General features: G+C 34.9%; 18 protein-coding genes and 1 pseudogene. 6 read left to right on the top strand and 13 right to left on the bottom strand.

Translation table 11 applies throughout. The features are described 5' to 3' along the window. Positions 1–77: 77 nt before the first annotated feature. The 4 genes from MVE07_RS05680 to MVE07_RS05695 all read right to left on the bottom strand — a co-directional run bounded on the left by MVE07_RS05680 (position 78) and on the right by MVE07_RS05695 (position 2,823). Positions 78–1,361 (bottom strand): sigma 54-interacting transcriptional regulator, encoded by a 1,284-nt coding sequence (locus MVE07_RS05680; protein WP_297455225.1) that lies wholly within the window; start codon positions 1,359–1,361, stop codon positions 78–80. 362 nt (positions 1,362–1,723) lie between these two features. After that, positions 1,724–2,104, bottom strand: a complete 381-nt coding sequence (locus MVE07_RS05685; protein WP_297455226.1) for an SCP2 sterol-binding domain-containing protein — start codon at positions 2,102–2,104, stop codon at positions 1,724–1,726. 43 nt (positions 2,105–2,147) lie between these two features. Continuing rightward, a complete protein-coding gene (locus MVE07_RS05690) occupies positions 2,148–2,474 on the bottom strand; it encodes a DUF2173 family protein (protein ID WP_029522661.1) in 327 nt (108 codons plus the stop codon). 22 nt (positions 2,475–2,496) lie between these two features. Continuing rightward, positions 2,497–2,823 (bottom strand): DUF2173 family protein, encoded by a 327-nt coding sequence (locus MVE07_RS05695; RefSeq protein ID WP_297455227.1) that lies wholly within the window; start codon positions 2,821–2,823, stop codon positions 2,497–2,499. 202 nt (positions 2,824–3,025) lie between these two features. Here MVE07_RS05695 and trpS point away from each other — a divergent pair, with 202 nt between their 5' ends. Further along, on the top strand, positions 3,026–4,282 hold the full coding sequence (gene trpS, locus MVE07_RS05700) for a tryptophan--tRNA ligase (RefSeq protein ID WP_297455228.1): 1,257 nt from the start codon (positions 3,026–3,028) through the stop codon (positions 4,280–4,282). Positions 4,283–4,339: 57 nt separating this feature from the next. Beyond that, a complete protein-coding gene (locus tag MVE07_RS05705) occupies positions 4,340–4,876 on the top strand; it encodes a Uma2 family endonuclease (RefSeq protein ID WP_297455229.1) in 537 nt (178 codons plus the stop codon). A gap of 22 nt (positions 4,877–4,898) precedes the next feature. On the opposite strand, the gene gap is transcribed toward MVE07_RS05705, so the two are convergent. Both gap and murF read right to left on the bottom strand, forming a co-directional pair. Next, the gene (gene gap, locus MVE07_RS05710) at positions 4,899–5,906 is read right to left on the bottom strand and encodes a type I glyceraldehyde-3-phosphate dehydrogenase (RefSeq protein ID WP_297455230.1); all 1,008 of its coding nucleotides are present in this window, start codon (positions 5,904–5,906) and stop codon (positions 4,899–4,901) included. Between the two features lie 108 nt (positions 5,907–6,014). Beyond that, on the bottom strand, positions 6,015–7,325 hold the full coding sequence (murF, locus tag MVE07_RS05715) for a UDP-N-acetylmuramoyl-tripeptide--D-alanyl-D-alanine ligase (protein ID WP_297455232.1): 1,311 nt from the start codon (positions 7,323–7,325) through the stop codon (positions 6,015–6,017). A 78-nt stretch (positions 7,326–7,403) separates the two neighbouring features. Between murF and MVE07_RS05720 the strand changes: the two genes are divergently transcribed. From MVE07_RS05720 to feoB, 3 genes are all read left to right on the top strand, one after another. Next, entirely contained in the window at positions 7,404–8,084 is a 681-nt protein-coding gene (locus tag MVE07_RS05720) for a site-2 protease family protein (protein ID WP_297455235.1), read from the top strand. Positions 8,085–8,176: 92 nt separating this feature from the next. Then, positions 8,177–8,410, top strand: a complete 234-nt coding sequence (locus MVE07_RS05725; RefSeq protein WP_297455237.1) for a FeoA family protein — start codon at positions 8,177–8,179, stop codon at positions 8,408–8,410. Next, a complete protein-coding gene (gene feoB, locus MVE07_RS05730) occupies positions 8,400–10,568 on the top strand; it encodes a ferrous iron transport protein B (protein WP_297455239.1) in 2,169 nt (722 codons plus the stop codon). Before MVE07_RS05725 ends, feoB begins: the two co-directional genes overlap by 11 nt. Here feoB and MVE07_RS05735 read toward each other — a convergent pair. From MVE07_RS05735 to MVE07_RS05765, 7 genes are read right to left on the bottom strand one after another with little or no spacing between them, the layout of a single operon-like run. Next, positions 10,561–11,247 carry an HAD-IIIA family hydrolase gene (locus MVE07_RS05735; RefSeq protein WP_297455242.1) on the bottom strand — a complete coding sequence of 229 codons (687 nt, stop codon included), beginning with the start codon at positions 11,245–11,247 and terminating at the stop codon, positions 10,561–10,563. The genes feoB and MVE07_RS05735 overlap by 8 nt on opposite strands. Next, positions 11,199–11,549: a septum formation initiator family protein gene (locus MVE07_RS05740; RefSeq protein WP_297455244.1), complete on the bottom strand. Its 351-nt coding sequence runs from the start codon at positions 11,547–11,549 to the stop codon at positions 11,199–11,201. The genes MVE07_RS05735 and MVE07_RS05740 overlap by 49 nt, the downstream gene beginning before the upstream one ends. Positions 11,550–11,562: 13 nt before the next feature. After that, on the bottom strand, positions 11,563–12,867 hold the full coding sequence (eno, locus tag MVE07_RS05745; RefSeq protein WP_297455247.1) for a phosphopyruvate hydratase: 1,305 nt from the start codon (positions 12,865–12,867) through the stop codon (positions 11,563–11,565). A gap of 19 nt (positions 12,868–12,886) precedes the next feature. Then, complete coding sequence (gene accC, locus MVE07_RS05750; protein WP_297455249.1) at positions 12,887–14,320, bottom strand: acetyl-CoA carboxylase biotin carboxylase subunit; 1,434 nt, start codon at positions 14,318–14,320, stop codon at positions 12,887–12,889. A gap of 9 nt (positions 14,321–14,329) precedes the next feature. Beyond that, complete coding sequence (locus tag MVE07_RS05755) at positions 14,330–15,562, bottom strand: aspartate kinase (protein ID WP_297455251.1); 1,233 nt, start codon at positions 15,560–15,562, stop codon at positions 14,330–14,332. A 17-nt stretch (positions 15,563–15,579) separates the two neighbouring features. Next, positions 15,580–16,329, bottom strand: a complete 750-nt coding sequence (locus MVE07_RS05760) for an aminotransferase class IV (protein WP_297455253.1) — start codon at positions 16,327–16,329, stop codon at positions 15,580–15,582. Then, a complete protein-coding gene (locus MVE07_RS05765) occupies positions 16,326–17,963 on the bottom strand; it encodes a glycosyltransferase family 39 protein (RefSeq protein WP_297455255.1) in 1,638 nt (545 codons plus the stop codon). Before MVE07_RS05765 ends, MVE07_RS05760 begins: the two co-directional genes overlap by 4 nt. A gap of 64 nt (positions 17,964–18,027) precedes the next feature. Here MVE07_RS05765 and MVE07_RS05770 point away from each other — a divergent pair. Next, positions 18,028–18,212: pseudogene (locus MVE07_RS05770) on the top strand (TSUP family transporter); the annotation flags it as partial.

An 18,212-nucleotide genomic window follows, 5' to 3' on the forward strand; every position in this document is an offset into this window, starting at 1 on the left:
AATTGGTATAGAAATATATATGATACCATTTGTGGAACAAAATTTAAAAGGACAGATAAACACTGATTTAAAAGGATTTATATCTGTAATCTATACTCTTTTATTTTTCTCCATAAGGTTGTCCTGTGTATTCCAAGAATTTTTGCAGCGAGGGATTTGTTTCCATTTGTTGATATTAAAACTTGACGTATTTTTTCCTTTTCTGATGGTTCTTTTTTTATTGTTTTTTCCGGCAGTTTGGTATGTTTTTTTGTGATTAAATCTTCAGGCAGTTCTTTTTCTGTGATAGTTTTATTGTTACAAACTATAACCGCCCTTTCTATCATATTCTCCAGTTCTCTAATATTCCCTGGATAGTCATACTCAAGGAGCAGTTTCATTGCTTTTGGGGAAATACCTTTTATGGTTCTTCTATATATCTCTGAATATTTATCAATAAAATAGTTTACCAGTGCAGGAATATCTTCTTTTCTTTCCCGCAGCGGTGGGATTTTAAGGGATATTACCTTTAACCTGTAATATAAATCTTCTCTGAATTCTCCTTTTTCAATTAACTCCCGTAAATCTTTGTTTGTTGCCGCAATTACCCTTATATTCGCCTTTCTTGTTTTTATATCCCCCAGCCTTTCAAATTCTTTATCCTGCAAGAGCTGCAGGAGTTTAGATTGTAGATAAATCGGCATATCCCCTATCTCATCTAAAAATAGTGTTCCACCTTCTGCAAGTTCTATTTTTCCAGGTTTATCTTTATTGGCACCTGTAAAAGCCCCTTTCATATATCCAAAAAGTTCACTTTCAAGGAGATTTTCAGGGATTGCAGCGCAATTTATTTTTATAAATGGTTTATCCCTTCTTGAAGAAAGGGTATGTATATACTTTGCAAGAATACTTTTGCCTGTTCCTGTTTCACCTTCTATAAGGATGGTGGCAGTTGTATCTGCCACCGTTTTTGCCATTTCTATAACAGACACAAACTCTGGATTTTTTGAAATGATTCTTCCTTTAACTTCCTGATTTATCATACATTCTGGAAGCATATAAAAAGATATAACCTTGCCTTCCCCTTCTTTCAGAGATGTTATCATCAGGGACACTTTTATTCTGCCGTATGCAGGGGTTTCTATGTGGATATCTTCCCTTTCACCTTCAGGTGGTAAATTTTTCAATGAAAGCCCAATTAGATTTTCAATATTAAAACCTTTTATATCGGATATCTCTCTGCATAAGATTTGTCTTGCAACTTCATTATAATGGATAATCTCTCCATTACTGTTGATTACAACTATCGCATCTACAATTGAGTCCAGAATTACTTCTGTAAACTCTTTTTGTTTCTTTAACTCTTTTATATAATCTGTCATTTTTGAAGAGTCTTTGAACTCTTCAAGAAGACCTATAAATTCACCGTTATCAAAAACAGGGGTGATACTGTGGCATACAGTTTTTTCATTGCAGCAGGAAAGCTTAACATCAAAGGCATCAACTTTCTTTAGGTCTTTTTCAAGTGGGCAGCTTTTCTCACAGATTGAAAATAGCCCGTAACAATCCTCCCCTACTTTACGGTTGACAACTTTCTGGGCAACTTTATTGATATATCCAATTTTTCTTTCTTTGGTAACGAAGATAATCCCCTCCGTTACACTATCAAGAGTAAGTCCATGACTTTAACCAAAATATATTTTTTTATCCTTTTATAACTAAATATAATAACTTTTAAATGAATTTACCACTCTGTTGGGATTTTACCCATCATTCTCAAACTTTCCTCAAATGGCCCCATATATTTCATTGCAGTTATCATTGAACCTTTAAATTTTAGTTTTTTTGTAAGCATCGCTGCTTTAGGACCCATCTTTCCTGTTGCAAGAGTTTTCCAGTCTTCAGGTGTTGCCCACATCTCAAAATCATATTTCATGTCCGGTGCAAGTCCTGATTCAACCACTTCCCCTTTTTCTACCTTTACATATACAGGAGGCTGGTCTGAACCTTCTATGTAGTATTTAATTGTTGCATTAAATTTTTTGAGACCATCTTTAAGCTTTTCATTCTTGTTCCATTCTTCAGCATAGGCCTTTATCCATTCTTCTGATAAAAACTTTGGCATCTTAAAACTCCTTTAAAGAGGGGCTAAAAGCCCCATAGATTTTTTATTGGGAAAGTAATGCTTGGAATACTTCGTTAAATGAAACTTCATCATTTTTTACGAAAACACCTACATTACCTGCAACACATACAGAATATTTTGGTCCTGCAAGTGCCCATCCTTTAAGTGGTGTCCATTCCTGCCCTGAAAATGCTGTGTATCCATCTGTTTGCATTTTTGCCATTGCGTTATTAGCAGCACACATTTCAGCTGCCATTGCTGCTTCTTCCTCGGAAATATCTCCTTCAAATGCTGCAAGTGTCCCATCATCATTAAACTGTCCTGCAGCAAAAACACCTTTTATTCCTAATAATTTTTTTAAGTCTGCCATGATAATTACCTCCTTTTTTGATTTATGGCATTATTGTTTCCCAGATTTTGTCAAAATTTGCCTTGTCTAACTCCACAAAAACTCCAACATTGCCTGCTATACATGCTGCATATTTCCCTGCTGCAACTGCGAATCCCTGAACAGGGAAAAATCCTTCTTTTCCTGTATACTCTGTCCATCCTTTTGCCTGCATGTTTGCTACAGCTTTGTTGGCTGATGCCATCAGTGCTGCAATTTCAGCGGCTTTTTCTGAAATATCTCCGGCATATGCAACAAGATTTCCATGATCATCATAAATACCTGCTGCAACAGCTCCTGGTAATTGCATAAGTTCTCTTAGTGTTGCCATAATTAAAACCTCCCAGTTTGATGTTGTATTTTATTAAGAGCAACAACTGTGCCAAAGAGAAATTCTTATAAAAATCAATAACTTATAAAAATTAGATAGAATTTTGCATGTTGCACATCGATTAAATGTTGCAACAGTGTTGCAACATTCCTGCAACCTGTGGATTGTTATATAATTTTTCCAAACATACGGAGGTTGAGGAATGAAAAAGATTGTTAGCGGAATGAGACCCACAGGAAAACTACATCTGGGGCATTATCTTGGTGTTATAAAAAACTGGTTAAAACTTCAGGATGAACATGATTGTTATTTCTTTGTTGCAGACTGGCATGCTTTGACAAATAAATACAAAAATACAGAAGATTTAAAAGAAAATATAAAACAGATGATTATAGATTGGCTTGCCTGTGGAATAGACCCTAAAAAAGCAACTTTGTTTGTCCAGTCCGGAGTAAAACAACACTCAGAACTGGCCTTGCTATTTTCTATGATTACACCAAAAAGTTGGCTTGAATTAAACCCTTCTTATAAAGACTTGAAGTTTAATCTTTTCTATCAGTATTTAAGGGATTTCTTACTTGGGAAACAGGTAAAGATTAATCAGGCTCCACCTCCTGAAAGTTTTGATGAAGCTCTGGAGAAAGCAACAGGAAAACAGAAAAATAAAATATTTGAGGAATACCTGAGAGAAGCTTTTCACAGGGCTTTTTATAACCAGAAAGGTATTAATTTTGAATATTTAAAAGAAGTATTAATTAAATTTGGGATAAATAAAAAAATTGTGGAAGAAGCCATTGACAATCTTGAAAAAGGAGATGTGGGTAAAGATATAGATACCCTCGGTTTTTTGGCTTATCCGGTTCTGCAAGCTGCTGATATTCTTATTTATAAAGCGGAAGGTGTGCCTGTCGGTGAAGACCAACTTCCTCATATCGAACTGACAAGGGAAATAGCCAGAAGATTTAATAATCTGTATGACGAAATATTCCCTGAACCTGAGGCTATACTTACAGAAGCAGCAAAGCTACCGGGAATAGATGGCAGAAAAATGTCTAAATCCTATAACAACGCTATCTATCTTTCTGATAGTGAAGAAGAAGTAAATAAAAAAACAATGCAGATGAAAACAGACCCGCAAAGAATAAGAAGAACAGACCCAGGAAATCCAGATGTTTGTATAGTCTATGACTACCACAAGATTTTTACTAAAGATGAAAATCTACTTAAAGATATAGACCAAAAATGTAGAACAGCAGAAATCGGTTGCACAGATTGTAAAAAAATACTGGCAGAGAACCTTAACAAATTTTTAGAACCTATCAGAGATAAAAGAAAAGAAATTGAAAAAGATTATGAAAAGTATGAAAAATTCTTCATTGAAGGAACTTTGAGATGTAGAGAAATAGCAGAAAGCAATATGAAAGAAGTTAGAAAGGCTATGAGACTTTATGAGATTTAAAACTTGTTTGACAAAGGAATTACAAAATACATAGAAATTATTTGAGTATAAAAAGCAATGTTAGCTGAGAAATACTTACCCCATTACACTTACGAAAATTATAAAAACTGGGAAGGCAGGTGGGAATTAATAGAGGGAATTCCATTTGCTATGTATCAGGCCTATCCTGTTAATAATCAGCTTTTAAGTAATAATATCGCCTGGCAGCTGGAAGAACTTTTAAAAAGCTGCGAAGAATGTAAGGCTCTTTTACCTGTTGACTGGAAAATTAGCGAGGATACCGTTGTTCAGCCTGATAATTTGGTGATTTGTTATCCTATTGATGATAAGCCATATATAACAAAGGCCCCATCTATAATTTTTGAAGTAATTTCAAAATCAACACAGGAAAAGGATGAGAAACTGAAATTTGAAATTTATCAGAGGGAAAGGGTTAAATACTACATTCTGATATATCCTGATGAAAAATTTGCAAAGGTTTATGAACTTATTAATGGAAAATACACAAAACTAATAGATGCAACAGACGAAGTAGTGAAATTAAATCTGAAAAACTGCTCAATTGACTTTGATTTTTCAAAAATATGGCAATAAAGGGGCATAAAGCCCCTCTGTTTTATAAACCTTTTTTAGCCATATAAAGAACTAAATCTTTCAATCTATTTGAATATCCCCACTCGTTATCATACCAGGATGAAACATGAACAAAATTACCTTCTATAACCTTTGTGGAAAGGGCATCAAATATTGAAGAATGAGGATTTCCTACTATATCCTGAGAAACAAGTGGGTCTTCTGAGTATTCAAGAATTCCTTTCATAGAACTTTCTGCATATTCTTTAACTTTGGCATTAATTTCCTCTTCAGTAGTTGACTTCTCAACAACAACTGTAAGGTCAACCAGTGAACCGTCTGCCACAGGAACTCTTCTTGCTGTTCCATCTAATTTTCCTTTGAGCTCAGGGAGAACTTCCCCGACAGCTTTAGCAGCACCTGTTGTGGTTGGAATTATATTTATAGCAGCAGCCCTTGCTCTTCTAAGGTCTTTATGTGGCAGGTCTAAAATTCTCTGGTCATTTGTATATGCGTGAACAGTAACCATGTATCCTTTAACTATTCCAAACTCCTGATGGAGTATTTTTGCAATTGGTGCAAGACAGTTTGTTGTGCAAGATGCATTTGAAATGATATTGTGTTTTTCAGGGTCGTATTGTTCTTCGTTAACTCCTAGGACAACTGTAAGGTCTGGATTTTTTCCTGGGGCTGAAATTATAACTTTTTTAGCTCCTGCTTGAAGATGTTTTGAAGCACCTTCTCTGTCTCTAAAAACCCCTGTTGATTCAATAACAATATCAACTCCCAAGTCTTTCCATGGAAGCTGAGCAGGGTCTTTTATTGCTGTAACTTCTATCTCTTTGCCGTCAACCACAATGGAATTTCCTTTGGCTTCCACAGGTTTTGAAAATCTACCGTGAACAGAGTCATATTTAAGAAGGTGTGCAAGGGTATTTGCATCAGTCAGGTCATTAATACCAACAATTTCAATTTCAGGATTGTCAGCACATGCTCTGAAGAAGTTTCTCCCAATTCTACCAAATCCGTTAATTGCAACTTTAATTGCCATTTACTTCCTCCATTTTTTTGTTTTACCTAAAAATTTTAACATTTTCTAATGATTGCTCTATACAAGAATTAATTTAATGACTTTTGTGGAATAATGGAAGTTAAAGTTTCAAAAGATATTTTTAAGAATTTCAATAACTTCTTCCATTTTCATGCCACGGGAACCCTTTATAAGCACTATAGGATTTTTATCTTTATGTTTTAAAATTTTTTCTGCTATCGCTGTTTTATCTTCAAAATAAAATGCAGGTATGTATTTTTTTGCCCTTTCATAAGCCCATTTCATCTCTTCTCCATAAAAAATTGCAAGGTCTATATTTTTCTGACCAATATATTCTCCTATTTCTGCATGTAATTTTTGGGATTTTTTGCCCAGCTCCAGCATATCCCCTAAGACAGCAATCTTAAATCCTTGAAGGCTGGATATAGTATCAATTGCATTTTTTACAGATAACGGGTTTGCGTTATAGGTATCATCAATGACTTGAATATTTCTGATTTTTATTAATTTTCCCCTTCCTTCAGGCATCTGGAATTCAGACAGATTTTCTAAAGCTCTTTCAATATCCATTTCCAGATATTTCAAAACAGCTGCTCCTATGGCAGTATTATAAACAATAGCTCTATTAATAGCAGGAATTTTTATTTTGAAAAACTTATTATCTATTTTCAGAATACCTTCTGTTCCTTCAAAATCTATTTTTATACCTTTTATATGGATATCTGCATTTTCCTCAAAACCAAAGGTGATTTTTTTGCCAAGATTATAATACTTCAACAAGGAATAAGGCAAAATTGCAATTTCTCCACCTTCAAAAATTTCCCCTTTACCTTTTATAACTTCTTCCAATGAACCAAAGACTTCAGTATGACCGTGTCCTATTGCTGTTAATATTCTGATTTCCGGTGTGGAAATCTCAATCAATTTTTTTATATCTCCTTTTTTCCTTGCTCCAAACTCAAAAATTCCAATCTCGGTATTTTCAGGGATATTGGCAAGAGTAAGAGGAACTCCTATCTCGTTATTATAATTTCCCGGAGTGCTGTATGTATTGAAAAACTGAGACAATAAAAATCTCAAAATTTCTTTAGTAGTTGTTTTTCCACTGGTTCCTGTTATGCCTATAGCAATTTTTAGCCTTTCCTTTTTGTAAACACCAACTTTTGTAAGGGCTTTTAGGGTGTCATCTACCAGAATTCCTCCATCAATATTTTTAGCTATCTGGGTAAAATATCCTGTAGCACCTTTTTTAATAGCATCTTCAATAAACTGGTGCCCATCAAACCTTTCACCTTTAATAGGAACAAAAAACATATTTTGGTTTATTTTTCTGCTATCTATACAGAACTTGTCTACTTTTCCTTTAGGGTTTCCTATTAACTTTCCATTTACAACTTTTGCAATTTCTTTTATTTCCATATCACCCAAATTATAAATTGATTTTCACTGGCAGTGAAATAATATAAAATATCTGAATAAAATTTGAAGGTAGAAGAAATGGATTTTAACATATTAGAACTTATTTTTATGGTTCCTGCACTGCTATTTGCAGTTATAATACATGAATTAGGGCATGGAATTATAGCCTATAGACTTGGAGACCCTACCCCAAAAATCTCAGGAAGATTAACATTCAATCCAATTCCACATATAGACCCCCTTGGTTCAATAATACTACCTGCATTACTACTTCTTATAAAAGCACCGTTTTTGTTTGGATGGGCTAAACCTGTTCCTATTAATCCTCTAAACTTCAAAAAATTAGGATATCGCAAAGGTATGGCAATAACTGCCTTTGCAGGACCCGGAATAAATTTTGTAGCTGCTGTTTTTTTCGGTGTTTTGTATCAGCTTTTATCTTCACAGTCTGTTTTGGTTTCAATGGCTTCTATTTTCGGAGTGGGATTTATAAGGTCAATTATCTTCCCTATTTTAATCTTTCTTAAATATTCTGTAAGTATTAATGTAATCCTTGCTATTTTTAATCTTATTCCTATTCCACCACTTGATGGTGGAAGAATATTGATGAGCCTTTTGCCTCCTCATCTTGAGAGGAAAATGGAACCCCTTGAACAATGGGGCTTTTACATAGTGATAATATTGCTTGCTGTTGGGGCTTTGAATTTTATTATTATTGCCCCTTATAGATTTTTTACAACAATTTTACTGGGAAGTTGATTTAAATCATTTGAGAGTCGTTTTTTCTGTTTTATCATAGGCTTTAGTAATTGAGATTGAATATAAATTAAAATTGGACAGGGTAAAGGAAAATGAAGCTGGCACAGATGAAAGAAGGAACAAGATGCAGAATAAAGGAACTGAAATTCCCACCTGAGATGAAGAAAAAGCTTCTTGAACTTGGACTTTTTCCAGGACAAATTGTTGAAGTAGTTCAGGACGCACCTTTTGGCGGACCTGTAAAAATAAAGGTAAAGGATTACTGCCTCGCTTTACGAAGAAATGAAGCGGAACTAATAGAAGTAGAGGATTGCAATGGAGAATAAAATTATAAAGGTTGCTGTTGCAGGTAACCCGAATACAGGAAAAACAACACTGATTAATGCAATAGCAGGGACAAACTTACATGTTGGAAACTGGCCGGGGGTAACAATTGAGAAAAAAGAGGCAGAATTTGAGTATAAAGGTTATAAGATTCATTTAATAGACTTACCCGGGACTTATAGTCTCAGTAATGATACAGCTGAGGAAAAAGTAGCTGTAGAATTTCTGATTAAAGAAAAGCCAGATGTTGTTATAGATGTTGTTGATTCAACAAATCTGGAGAGAAATCTTTATTTAACTGTTCAACTACTTGAACTGGAACTTCCACTTGTAATTGCCCTCAATATGTGGGATGAAGCAGTTTCAAAAGGTATAGAGATTGATTATAAAAAACTGGAAAAATTACTCTGTTCAAAGGCTATTCCGACCATCGCAGCTAAAGGAGAAGGTGTTCAAGAGATATTAGATGCAGTTATACAAACTTATGAAAATAAAGAAAAGCTAAAATGTATTCTGCATTTTGAAGATCAGCTTGAAGAAGAACTAAAAAAAATAGCCAAAGTAATAGAAGAAAAACAGCCTGTTTTATTTGACCTTTATCCTAAGCGTTTTCTTATTCTTTCTTTAATAGAAGGGAATACATCATTTATTGAGGCAAATATAAATGAAGAAGTTTTGAAAGCGATAGAAAGGTTTAAGACAGAAATAAAAAAACTATACCATAAAGATGCAACAACAATAATAGTGGAAGAAAGATACTCAATAATTATCAGTATCTATGAACAATGTGTTAAAAAGCATCCTGTTAAAGAAGTTGATATAACATTAATCTTAGACAAAATTTTCCTTCATAAAGTTTTTGGACTTCCTATTTTCTTTGTTTTAATGTGGCTTTTGTTTGAGTTTACCTTTGAACTTTCATCTCCTTATGTAGATTGGCTGGATAATACTTTGGGTTCATTTGTCGCTCCCCTTGTGGCACAACTACTTGATTCTGCAGGTGCTTCTCCATGGTTCAGGTCTTTTGTTACAGATGGAATAATAGGTGGGGTTGGGTTTGTTCTTGTTTTTGTGCCTGTTTTATTTTTCCTGTATATGTTTATGGCATTTCTAGAAGGTAGCGGTTATATGGCAAGGGCTGCCTTTCTTATGGATAGATTTATGTCTATTATTGGTCTCAGCGGGAAATCCTTTATCCCTATGATTATTGGTTTTGGTTGTAATGTGCCTGCTGTTTATGCAACAAGAACCCTTGAAAATCCTAAAGAGAAAATTCTTACAGTTTTAATGATACCTTTTATGTCTTGTGGTGCCCGTCTGACTGTTTATGCATTTTTCATAACTATATTTTTTACACATCATAGGGCTTTTGTCCTTATGTTTTTGTATCTTTTAGGTGTGTTTGTAGCGATAATTGTTGCTTTAATCTATAACAAATTTGTCTTTAAATCTGAATCTTATCCTTTTATCCTTGAACTTCCGCCATATAGACTCCCAACATTTAGATATCTGATAAAAAACTCCTGGATAAAAACAAAGGCATTTTTATATGAGGCAGGAACTTTTATACTTGCCACCTCTATTGTTATATGGTTTTTGCTTCATTTTCCTGTAGGAGTAAAAAACACAGAGGATTCCTTGTTTGGAAAAATTAGTAAAACCATTGCACCTGCTTTTGAACCTCTGGGGTTCGGAACATGGCAAGCTGCCGGTGCTTTGATGTCCGGTTTTGTAGCTAAGGAAGTTGTTATATCAACAATGGGGAATATATATGCTGAAGAGGCTTTTCAGGAAGAAAGGGTTGAGAAGATAAATATAAAAGAGAAATTGATAGAAACAGGAAAAGGCTTTATTGATGCAAATATAGAAGCAGCCAAAAAGATTATTTCTGTATTTGGTTTAATATCTATTGAAAAAGAAGAAGAGGAAAAGGCAGATACTTCATTAATTGAAGCTGTTAGGAATGCTTTTACCCCGTTAACCGCATTTTCATTTTTAGTATTCTTACTTCTCTATACACCATGTATGGCCACAGTTTTTGCTATAAAACAAGAGTTAAATAGCTGGAAATGGGCAGGTATCTCAGTGCTTACAAATCTAACTTCTGCATGGATAGTTACATTTATTATCTACAATATCGGAAAGCTTTTAGTTAGCTAAAAAGTTTAAAAAGTTCTTCTGAACTTTTTATAACAATATCTGGGTTATAGGAAAGGGCTATTTCTTTCTTACCGAACCCATAAAGAACAAGGGCTGTTTTTGTTCCGGCTTGTTTTCCAGCCTGAATGTCTGCTTCGCTATCCCCTATCATAACGGTATTTTCAGGTTTTGAACCTAATTTAGTTAGGGCATATAATATCGGCTCTGGTCTGGGTTTTTTGTATGAGGTTGTATCTCCTCCAATTAGAATATCTATCCTATCCATCACCCCTAATTTTTCTAAAATCTGTCTTGATATATCCTCATATTTATTTGTTATTACTCCTATAGTCTTTCCTTGTTCCTTTAAAGCTGTTAATAGCCGATCTATATACGGATACAGTGTTGTGTGCACTGCAGGATTTGAGAAATAATACTCCCTAAATATTTTTACTCCCTTAGAAATAAGATCTTTATTGTTTGTATTTAATATGCCCTGTATTAATTTTTCTCCGCCGTAGCCAACATGTTTAATTATTTCTTCTTCAGGTAAAGGGGAAAATCCCAGATTTTGTAGTGCATAATTTGCTGCAACAGCTATATCTTTTGAGGAATTTATAAGGGTACCGTCAAGGTCAAACAGGAAAGTGTTTATCTTAGTTTGAATTCTTGATACTTCTGGATTACTTTGTCTATCCATCTTTTCTCTTTTTTCCTTTTTGGAGTGTCTTTGTCAATTATTACATAAATTTCTTCACCTTTTTTCATAAGTCCAAGGTCTTCTCTGGCTTTTTTCTCAATAAAGAATCTATCAGATTTTAAATACTCTATAGTATCCTGAAGTATCTTTTTTTCAAGTTGAAGCTGGGTTACTTCCTGTTGCAGGGAATTTTTTATTTTTTCTTTTTGAATCAGTTTAAATATGTTTCTATCCCCGAAAAATAAAACATAAGAAAAATATATGAATAGACCAAGTGTGATAAGGAGGAGGACAGAGTCCACCCCCGGTTTTAATTTACTTAAGGAATTTTGCGAAAACCTCTTTTCCTTTGAATATTGCATTATCTCCTAATTCTTCCTCTATTCTTATTAACTGGTTATATTTTGCTATTCTATCTGTTCTTGATGCAGAACCGGTTTTAATCTGGCCTGCATTTACAGCAACAGCAAGGTCAGCAATAAATGTATCTTCTGTTTCCCCTGACCTGTGGGATATAACATTTGTATAGCTTGCGGTTTTTGCCAGTTCTATAGCATCTAATGTTTCGGTTAAAGAGCCTATCTGGTTTAATTTTACCAGCACTGAATTTGCTAAACCTTCTTCTATTCCTTTTTTGATAAGCTTTGGATTTGTTGTAAAAAGGTCATCCCCAACAAGCTGTATTTTATTCCCTAAAGCCTGTGTAAGTTTTTTCCAACCCTCTATATCATCTTCTGCCATTCCGTCTTCAAGGGAGATAAGGGGATATGTTCCCTCAATTTCTTCATAAACGGCTATCATATCATCTGCGGTTAATTCTTCTCCTTCAAACTTGTAAACCTTTTTCTCTTTATCATAAAACTCTGTAGAAGCTGCATCTATAGCAAGTAAAACATCTTCTCCCGGTTCATATCCTGCTTTTTTAATAGCTTCCATTAATATATCAAGTGCTTCTTTAGTTGAGTTTAGATTTGGGGCAAAACCACCCTCATCTCCAACGTTAGTGGAATGGCCTTTTTCTTTAAGAACTTTTTTAAGGGTGTGAAATACTTCTACACCACATCTTAAGGCTTCCTTAAATCTTGGATTATCAGGGTCTTTTCCGCCAAAAACAGGAACAATCATAAATTCTTGAAAATCAAGGTTGTTATCTGCATGAACTCCACCATTTATAACGTTCATAAGAGGAACAGGAAGAACTTTTGCATTTGTTCCGCCTATATACCTATAGAGTGGAATATCCAATTCCATTGCAGCTGCCCTTGCGACAGCAAGGCTAACTGCCAGAATTGCATTGGCACCTAATTTTGATTTGTTTTCTGTGCCATCAAGTTCAAGCATTATTCTATCTATTTCAACCTGATTTAATGCATCTTCACCAATTAATGCATCTGCTATTGTTTCATTTATATTTTCTACAGCTTTTAGAACACCTTTTCCATGAAATCTGTTTTTATCACCATCCCTTAATTCAACTGCTTCAGTTTCACCTGTGGAAGCACCGCTTGGAACCATAGCCCTGGCAACAACTCCGCTTTCAAGGACAACTTCTGCTTCTACTGTTGGATTTCCTCTACTGTCTAAAACTTCTCTCCCGTGAATATCAACAATTATAGACATTTATACAACCTCCTTAGTTTTATAGTCTATGGTATGCTGCTATTGCTGCTGCAATCACTGTGGCAAGGTCTTCAGGGTCACCTTCTTCAGGTTTAAGTTTGAATTTAGGTAGTTTTTTATCTATATATCCTGTATCAAATTTTCCTGCCAAGAAATCTTTATCTCTGACTATCTGTCTTAGCAAAGGCAGATTTGTTGGAACTCCTCTAACCTGAAATTCATCAAGGGCTCTCTTTGCTCTGTTTACTGTCTGTTCCCAATTTAAAGCCCATACTGTAAGTTTAGCAATCATAGAGTCATAATATGGTGGAATTATATAATCTTTGTAAACTGCTGCATCAATTCTAACACCGGGACCGCCAGGAGAATAGTAAGAAGTAATTCTTCCTGGAGAAGGTGCAAAATTCTTGTTAGGGTCTTCTGCATTTATTCTAAATTCTATTGCGTATCCCCTGAACTTAATGTCTTCCTGCAGGAATGGTAATTTCTCTCCTTCTGCAATTTTTATCATTCTTTGAACCAGGTCAACACCTGTGATTGTTTCTGTAACTGTATGTTCAACCTGTAGCCTTGTGTTCATTTCTATAAAGTAAAAATTATCTTCTTCGTCAACAAGAAATTCCAAAGTTCCTACACTTTCATATCCCAGTTTGAACATTGATTTAACGGCTACTCTGTATAGCTCTCTTCTTACCTCTTCATTTAAACGTGGGGATGGAGCTATTTCAACAACTTTTTGGTGTCTTCTCTGGATAGAACAATCCCTTTCCCCAAGATGAATAACATTTCCGTATTTATCTGCCATTATTTGAACTTCTATATGTCTTGGATTTTTAACATATTTTTCTATGAAGACATCACCTTTTCCGAAAAACTTTTCTGCTTCGCTGGTGGCAGATTTGAACAACTCCTCAAAATCTTCTTCTTTTTCAACAATTCTCATACCTCTACCGCCGCCACCGTAAGCAGCTTTGATAATGACAGGGAATCCTATCTCTTTTGCAACTTTTTTGGCTTCATTAAGGTCTGTGATAGGTTCATCTGTTCCCGGTAAAACAGGAACACCAACTTCACGCATTGCGATTTTTGATTTTATTTTGTCTCCAAAAAGCTCTATATGTTCAGGCTTAGGACCAATAAAGATTATGTTCCTTTTCTCACAATACCTTGCAAAATCTGCATTTTCAGATAGAAATCCATAACCGGGATGTATAGCATCACACCTTGTTTGTCTCGCAAGATCGACAATTTTGTAAAAGTTCAGATATGCTTTTAGAGGGTCGCCGGGTATCATATAGGCTTCATCTGCCTTTTTAACCCAGATACCGTTATGGTCAGCTTCCGAATATATAGCAACAGTTCTTATCCCAAGCTCTTTACATGCCCTGATTATACGGGTTGCAACTTCACCTCTGTTTGCAACCAGTACTTTTTTTATTTTTTTCTTTCTCATAATTGACTCCTAATCAATAACAATTGTTTCCTGATTTTCTATAAATGCTTCATGTAAAGCCCTTACTGCAAGTTCTGCATATTTTTCATCTATCAGGCAGGATATTTTGATTTCTGAAGTTGAGATTGCATAAATATTAATTCCTTCCCTATATAGAACTTCAAACATCTTTCCTGCAGTTCCTGCATGGGTTTTCATTCCTAAACCAACCACAGATATTTTTGCTATTCTGTCGTTTCTTTCTACTCCTGCTGCACCTACTTCTTCAGCGACTTCTTTCGCTATTTCCTCTGCAAAATCAGCATCAGTTTTATTCACTGTAAAAGATATATCTGTGTATCCTTCATGGGATACATTCTGGACGATCATATCAACTACTATATTGTTATCTCCCAGTGCTTTGAACAGCTTTGCAGCAATACCCGGTTTATCTGGAACTTTAACAACTGTTATTTTGGACTCTTTTAATTCATGACTTATTCCTCTAACTGCTACCCTTTCCATTTCTTCATTTTCCTCCACAATCCATGTTCCATCCTCATCAACAAATGAGGACTTCACGTGTATTTTAACGCCATATTTGGCGGCAAATTCTACAGACCTGATTTGCATAACTTTAGAACCTAATGAGGCCATTTCCATCATTTCTTCATAAGAAATCACAGGAATTTTCCTTGCATTCTCAACAATTCTCGGGTCTGCTGTAAATACCCCTGTAACATCTGTGTATATCTCACATACATCTGCTTTTAAAGCAGCAGCCAGTGCAACTGCCGTTGTATCTGAGCCTCCTCTACCGAGGGTTGTTATATCTCCATACTCATCAATTCCTTGAAAACCTGCAACAATAACAACTCTTCCTTTATCAAGCTCTGCATGTATTCTGTTTGTGTCTATCCTTCTAATTCTTGCTTTTGTATGGGCATCATCTGTAATAATAGGCACCTGCCATCCTGTCAGGCTTATGGCATCTATCCCAAGCTCTTTTAATGCTATTGCGAGAAGACCAATAGCAACCTGTTCCCCTGTGGAAACAACCATATCCTGTTCCCTTGGGTCAGGTCTGGAGGAAAGTTCCCTTGTAAGCCCAAGTAATCTGTCTGTTTCCCCTGACATTGCAGAAGAAACAACAACTACCTTATTACCTGCATCAACTGCTCTTTTTACTTTATTTGCAACATTTTTAATTCTTTCTATACTTCCTACAGAAGTTCCGCCGTATTTCTGGACTATTAAAGGCAATTAGACCTTCCTCCTTATCAGTAAATAAAATTAAATTTTTCCACTCTAATTATACCATTTAGGGCATTGGTAACGAATATATAGTCTGCTTTTTTCAGGTCATCAAGATAAAATCTTCCTTCAACTACTGTCCAGCCATCCTTTTTTGCTTCATTAATCACAGCTTCTCTTGTAATACCTGGCAAAATTCCACAATCAAGCGATGGGGTGTATAAAAATCTTCCTTTGATCCAGAATATATTTGCAGATGATGTTTCTGTAATTTCATCATTTTCATTTAAGAAAACAACATCATCAAACCCATTTTCCCTTGCATATCTTTTTCCTAATACATTTCTCATATAGTTTGTGGATTTTATTTTCAGTAGTGGGTCTGAACTGTGAACCTTAAACGGTGCAAGAGTAAGAGATATTTTTTCTTTTTGCATAGGTTTAAATGGTCTTACAATAACAAGTAGTTTACTTGCAACAGGTAATACCGAAAATTCAGAATTTCCTTCTGAAACAAGTATTGTCTTTACATACAAATCATTTCCTTCTGCTTGTTTGATTGTTTCCTCAATGTAGTAAATATAATCTTCCTCTGTTATAGAAGGAATTCCAAGTGTTTTTGCTCCTTTTATGAGCCTTTGATAATGTTTTTTAATAAACTTTGGTAATCCATTGTTATACCGGAATGTTTCAAAAACACCTTCCCCATACATAAGGGTTCTGTTGAAATTTTCTACGGAAGTTTCCCTTCCGTTAAGTGTAATAATTTCGCTCATCTTTCCCACCTCTTGTATATTAGATATCTTTTTTCAAATCCTGAAAAATCACCGTGTAAAGCCTTGAATACATATTTTAATAAAATTGCGAATCTGGATTCGCTTCCTTTTTTGTATAAATACCCATTCCATAAAACCATAGCTCCATTAATTTTTCTATAGGTTTCTGGTTTAACCAAAGCCAGAAGCGGTTTTTTTTCTGATAGCTTTATAATCTGTGCAGTTGGTATATCCCTATAGACTTTTCTCCGGGCATAAAAAGGTAGATTGTGCCAGAAACGGTTTTCTATATATAGGGGAATATTTTTCTCCGGAACATTATCATTTATAGCTATCCCTATTCTGTCATAAGGTCTGAATTTTTCCACGATAGGTAAAACTGAAACGACAAACATATAAAACAACACAAGCATTGATATAAATGGAAGTAGTCTAATCTCTCTGTATCTGACCAGATAAAGAACGGGGAAAATAGCTGCAATGTAATACATATAATCCAGTCTAAAAAGATATACCATACCTGCTATAGCAGCGACAGCAATAATAACAGGAATTAAGAGGGATACCCCATAAAAAACTTTATCAATCTGATTTTTAGGTGAATATCTAACCAGATAATAGGCAACTATAATGGACATTGCACCATGCGCCTGAATAATATAAACAGGAATTTTTCCTTTGGCTATGGTGAATATAGCAAGCATTGTCAAAAGCCACACCATAGGAAACATGAGTTCTTTTGTTCTGTCCTTTATAGCTCTAAAAACGCCGTAATAAACCATCAACGAATAAGGTAAAAATCCCCATAGAATAACTACGAAATAGAAAAATAGACTGGAAATTCCTCCTGATTTTTTACCAATAGCCCTTTTTATTGTTTCTTCCAGTGTTATCTGAATAAACTCCTGACCAAATTTCATATAAGCATAGACATACCAGCTAAAACCAATGACAATAGCAATAGGTAGCCCTATTTCCAGATGAATAAATTTTAAATTTGTGAAAAATGCCCTCAGTCTAAAACTGTTTTCAAAAAGTAGATAAATAATAACAATTGCCCCGATTATGATTAAATACGGATATCCTTTAGTCAAAATGGTAAATCCAAGGGCAATATAAGAAAAAAGGATATATAAAAACTTTCTTCTTTTATATCCGGCAATAAAAAGATACAGGGTTAGCGTGAAAAAAAATGTAAGGGGCACTTCAGGGGAGGCATATCTTGAATTTATAATAAATTGGAAACTGAAGGCCATTACAGCAGCAGCAACAATGCCGATTTTCCTATCAAACAGTTCTTTACCTATCAGATAAACCAAAATATTTGAGCCTAACGCTGTCAAAACGATAGGGAGCCTTGTTGCAAACTCATTAATTCCAAAAATTAGATAGGAAATAGCCACCAGCCAATATGTCATAGGAGGTTTATTCAGGCGGGGCTCATAGTTATAAAAAATATCAAGGAAGTCCTTTTTCTCTAACATTTCCCGTGCAGCTTCTGCATAAAAAGCCTCATTGGGAATCCATATATCATTGAGCCATATGTTCCAGAAATAAACAAAAACAGTAAAAAACAAAAATAAAGACACAAACCATTTATTATTTAAAAGCTTTTCCAGATTTTCCTGCGACATATCACCTCTCTGTAGCTGTTTTTCCGTTAGAATATTCTAATATATTAAATGGAAGGAGGTTTAATTGGAAATATATCTTCCTGTTGCAGATGTCACAGTTAATATCTTTGTAATTATTGCCCTTGGTGTTGTGGTTGGATTTTTCTCTGGTCTTCTTGGCATTGGTGGCGGAATTATACTTAACCCTGCTTTAATCAAGTTGGGTATTCCTCCAATTGTCACCGTGGGAACCTCAGTTGCCCAGATGGT

This window comes from Persephonella sp., assembly GCF_027023985.1.
In the GTDB taxonomy this organism is placed as follows: Bacteria; Aquificota; Aquificia; order Aquificales; family Hydrogenothermaceae; genus Persephonella_A.

Bases quoted from the DNA above. Each gene is read 5' to 3' on its own strand.
- MVE07_RS05680 (WP_297455225.1), bottom strand. From the start codon at position 1,361: ATGACAGATTATATAAAAGAGTTAAAGAAACAAAAAGAGTTTACAGAA.
- MVE07_RS05685 (WP_297455226.1), bottom strand. From the start codon at position 2,104: ATGCCAAAGTTTTTATCAGAAGAATGGATAAAGGCCTATGCTGAAGAA.
- MVE07_RS05690 (WP_029522661.1), bottom strand. From the start codon at position 2,474: ATGGCAGACTTAAAAAAATTATTAGGAATAAAAGGTGTTTTTGCTGCA.
- MVE07_RS05695 (WP_297455227.1), bottom strand. From the start codon at position 2,823: ATGGCAACACTAAGAGAACTTATGCAATTACCAGGAGCTGTTGCAGCA.
- trpS (WP_297455228.1), top strand. From the start codon at position 3,026: ATGAAAAAGATTGTTAGCGGAATGAGACCCACAGGAAAACTACATCTG.
- MVE07_RS05705 (WP_297455229.1), top strand. From the start codon at position 4,340: ATGTTAGCTGAGAAATACTTACCCCATTACACTTACGAAAATTATAAA.
- gap (WP_297455230.1), bottom strand. From the start codon at position 5,906: ATGGCAATTAAAGTTGCAATTAACGGATTTGGTAGAATTGGGAGAAAC.
- murF (WP_297455232.1), bottom strand. From the start codon at position 7,325: ATGGAAATAAAAGAAATTGCAAAAGTTGTAAATGGAAAGTTAATAGGA.
- MVE07_RS05720 (WP_297455235.1), top strand. From the start codon at position 7,404: ATGGATTTTAACATATTAGAACTTATTTTTATGGTTCCTGCACTGCTA.
- MVE07_RS05725 (WP_297455237.1), top strand. From the start codon at position 8,177: ATGAAGCTGGCACAGATGAAAGAAGGAACAAGATGCAGAATAAAGGAA.
- feoB (WP_297455239.1), top strand. From the start codon at position 8,400: ATGGAGAATAAAATTATAAAGGTTGCTGTTGCAGGTAACCCGAATACA.
- MVE07_RS05735 (WP_297455242.1), bottom strand. From the start codon at position 11,247: ATGGATAGACAAAGTAATCCAGAAGTATCAAGAATTCAAACTAAGATA.
- eno (WP_297455247.1), bottom strand. From the start codon at position 12,867: ATGTCTATAATTGTTGATATTCACGGGAGAGAAGTTTTAGACAGTAGA.
- accC (WP_297455249.1), bottom strand. From the start codon at position 14,320: ATGAGAAAGAAAAAAATAAAAAAAGTACTGGTTGCAAACAGAGGTGAA.
- MVE07_RS05760 (WP_297455253.1), bottom strand. From the start codon at position 16,329: ATGAGCGAAATTATTACACTTAACGGAAGGGAAACTTCCGTAGAAAAT.
- MVE07_RS05765 (WP_297455255.1), bottom strand. From the start codon at position 17,963: ATGTCGCAGGAAAATCTGGAAAAGCTTTTAAATAATAAATGGTTTGTG.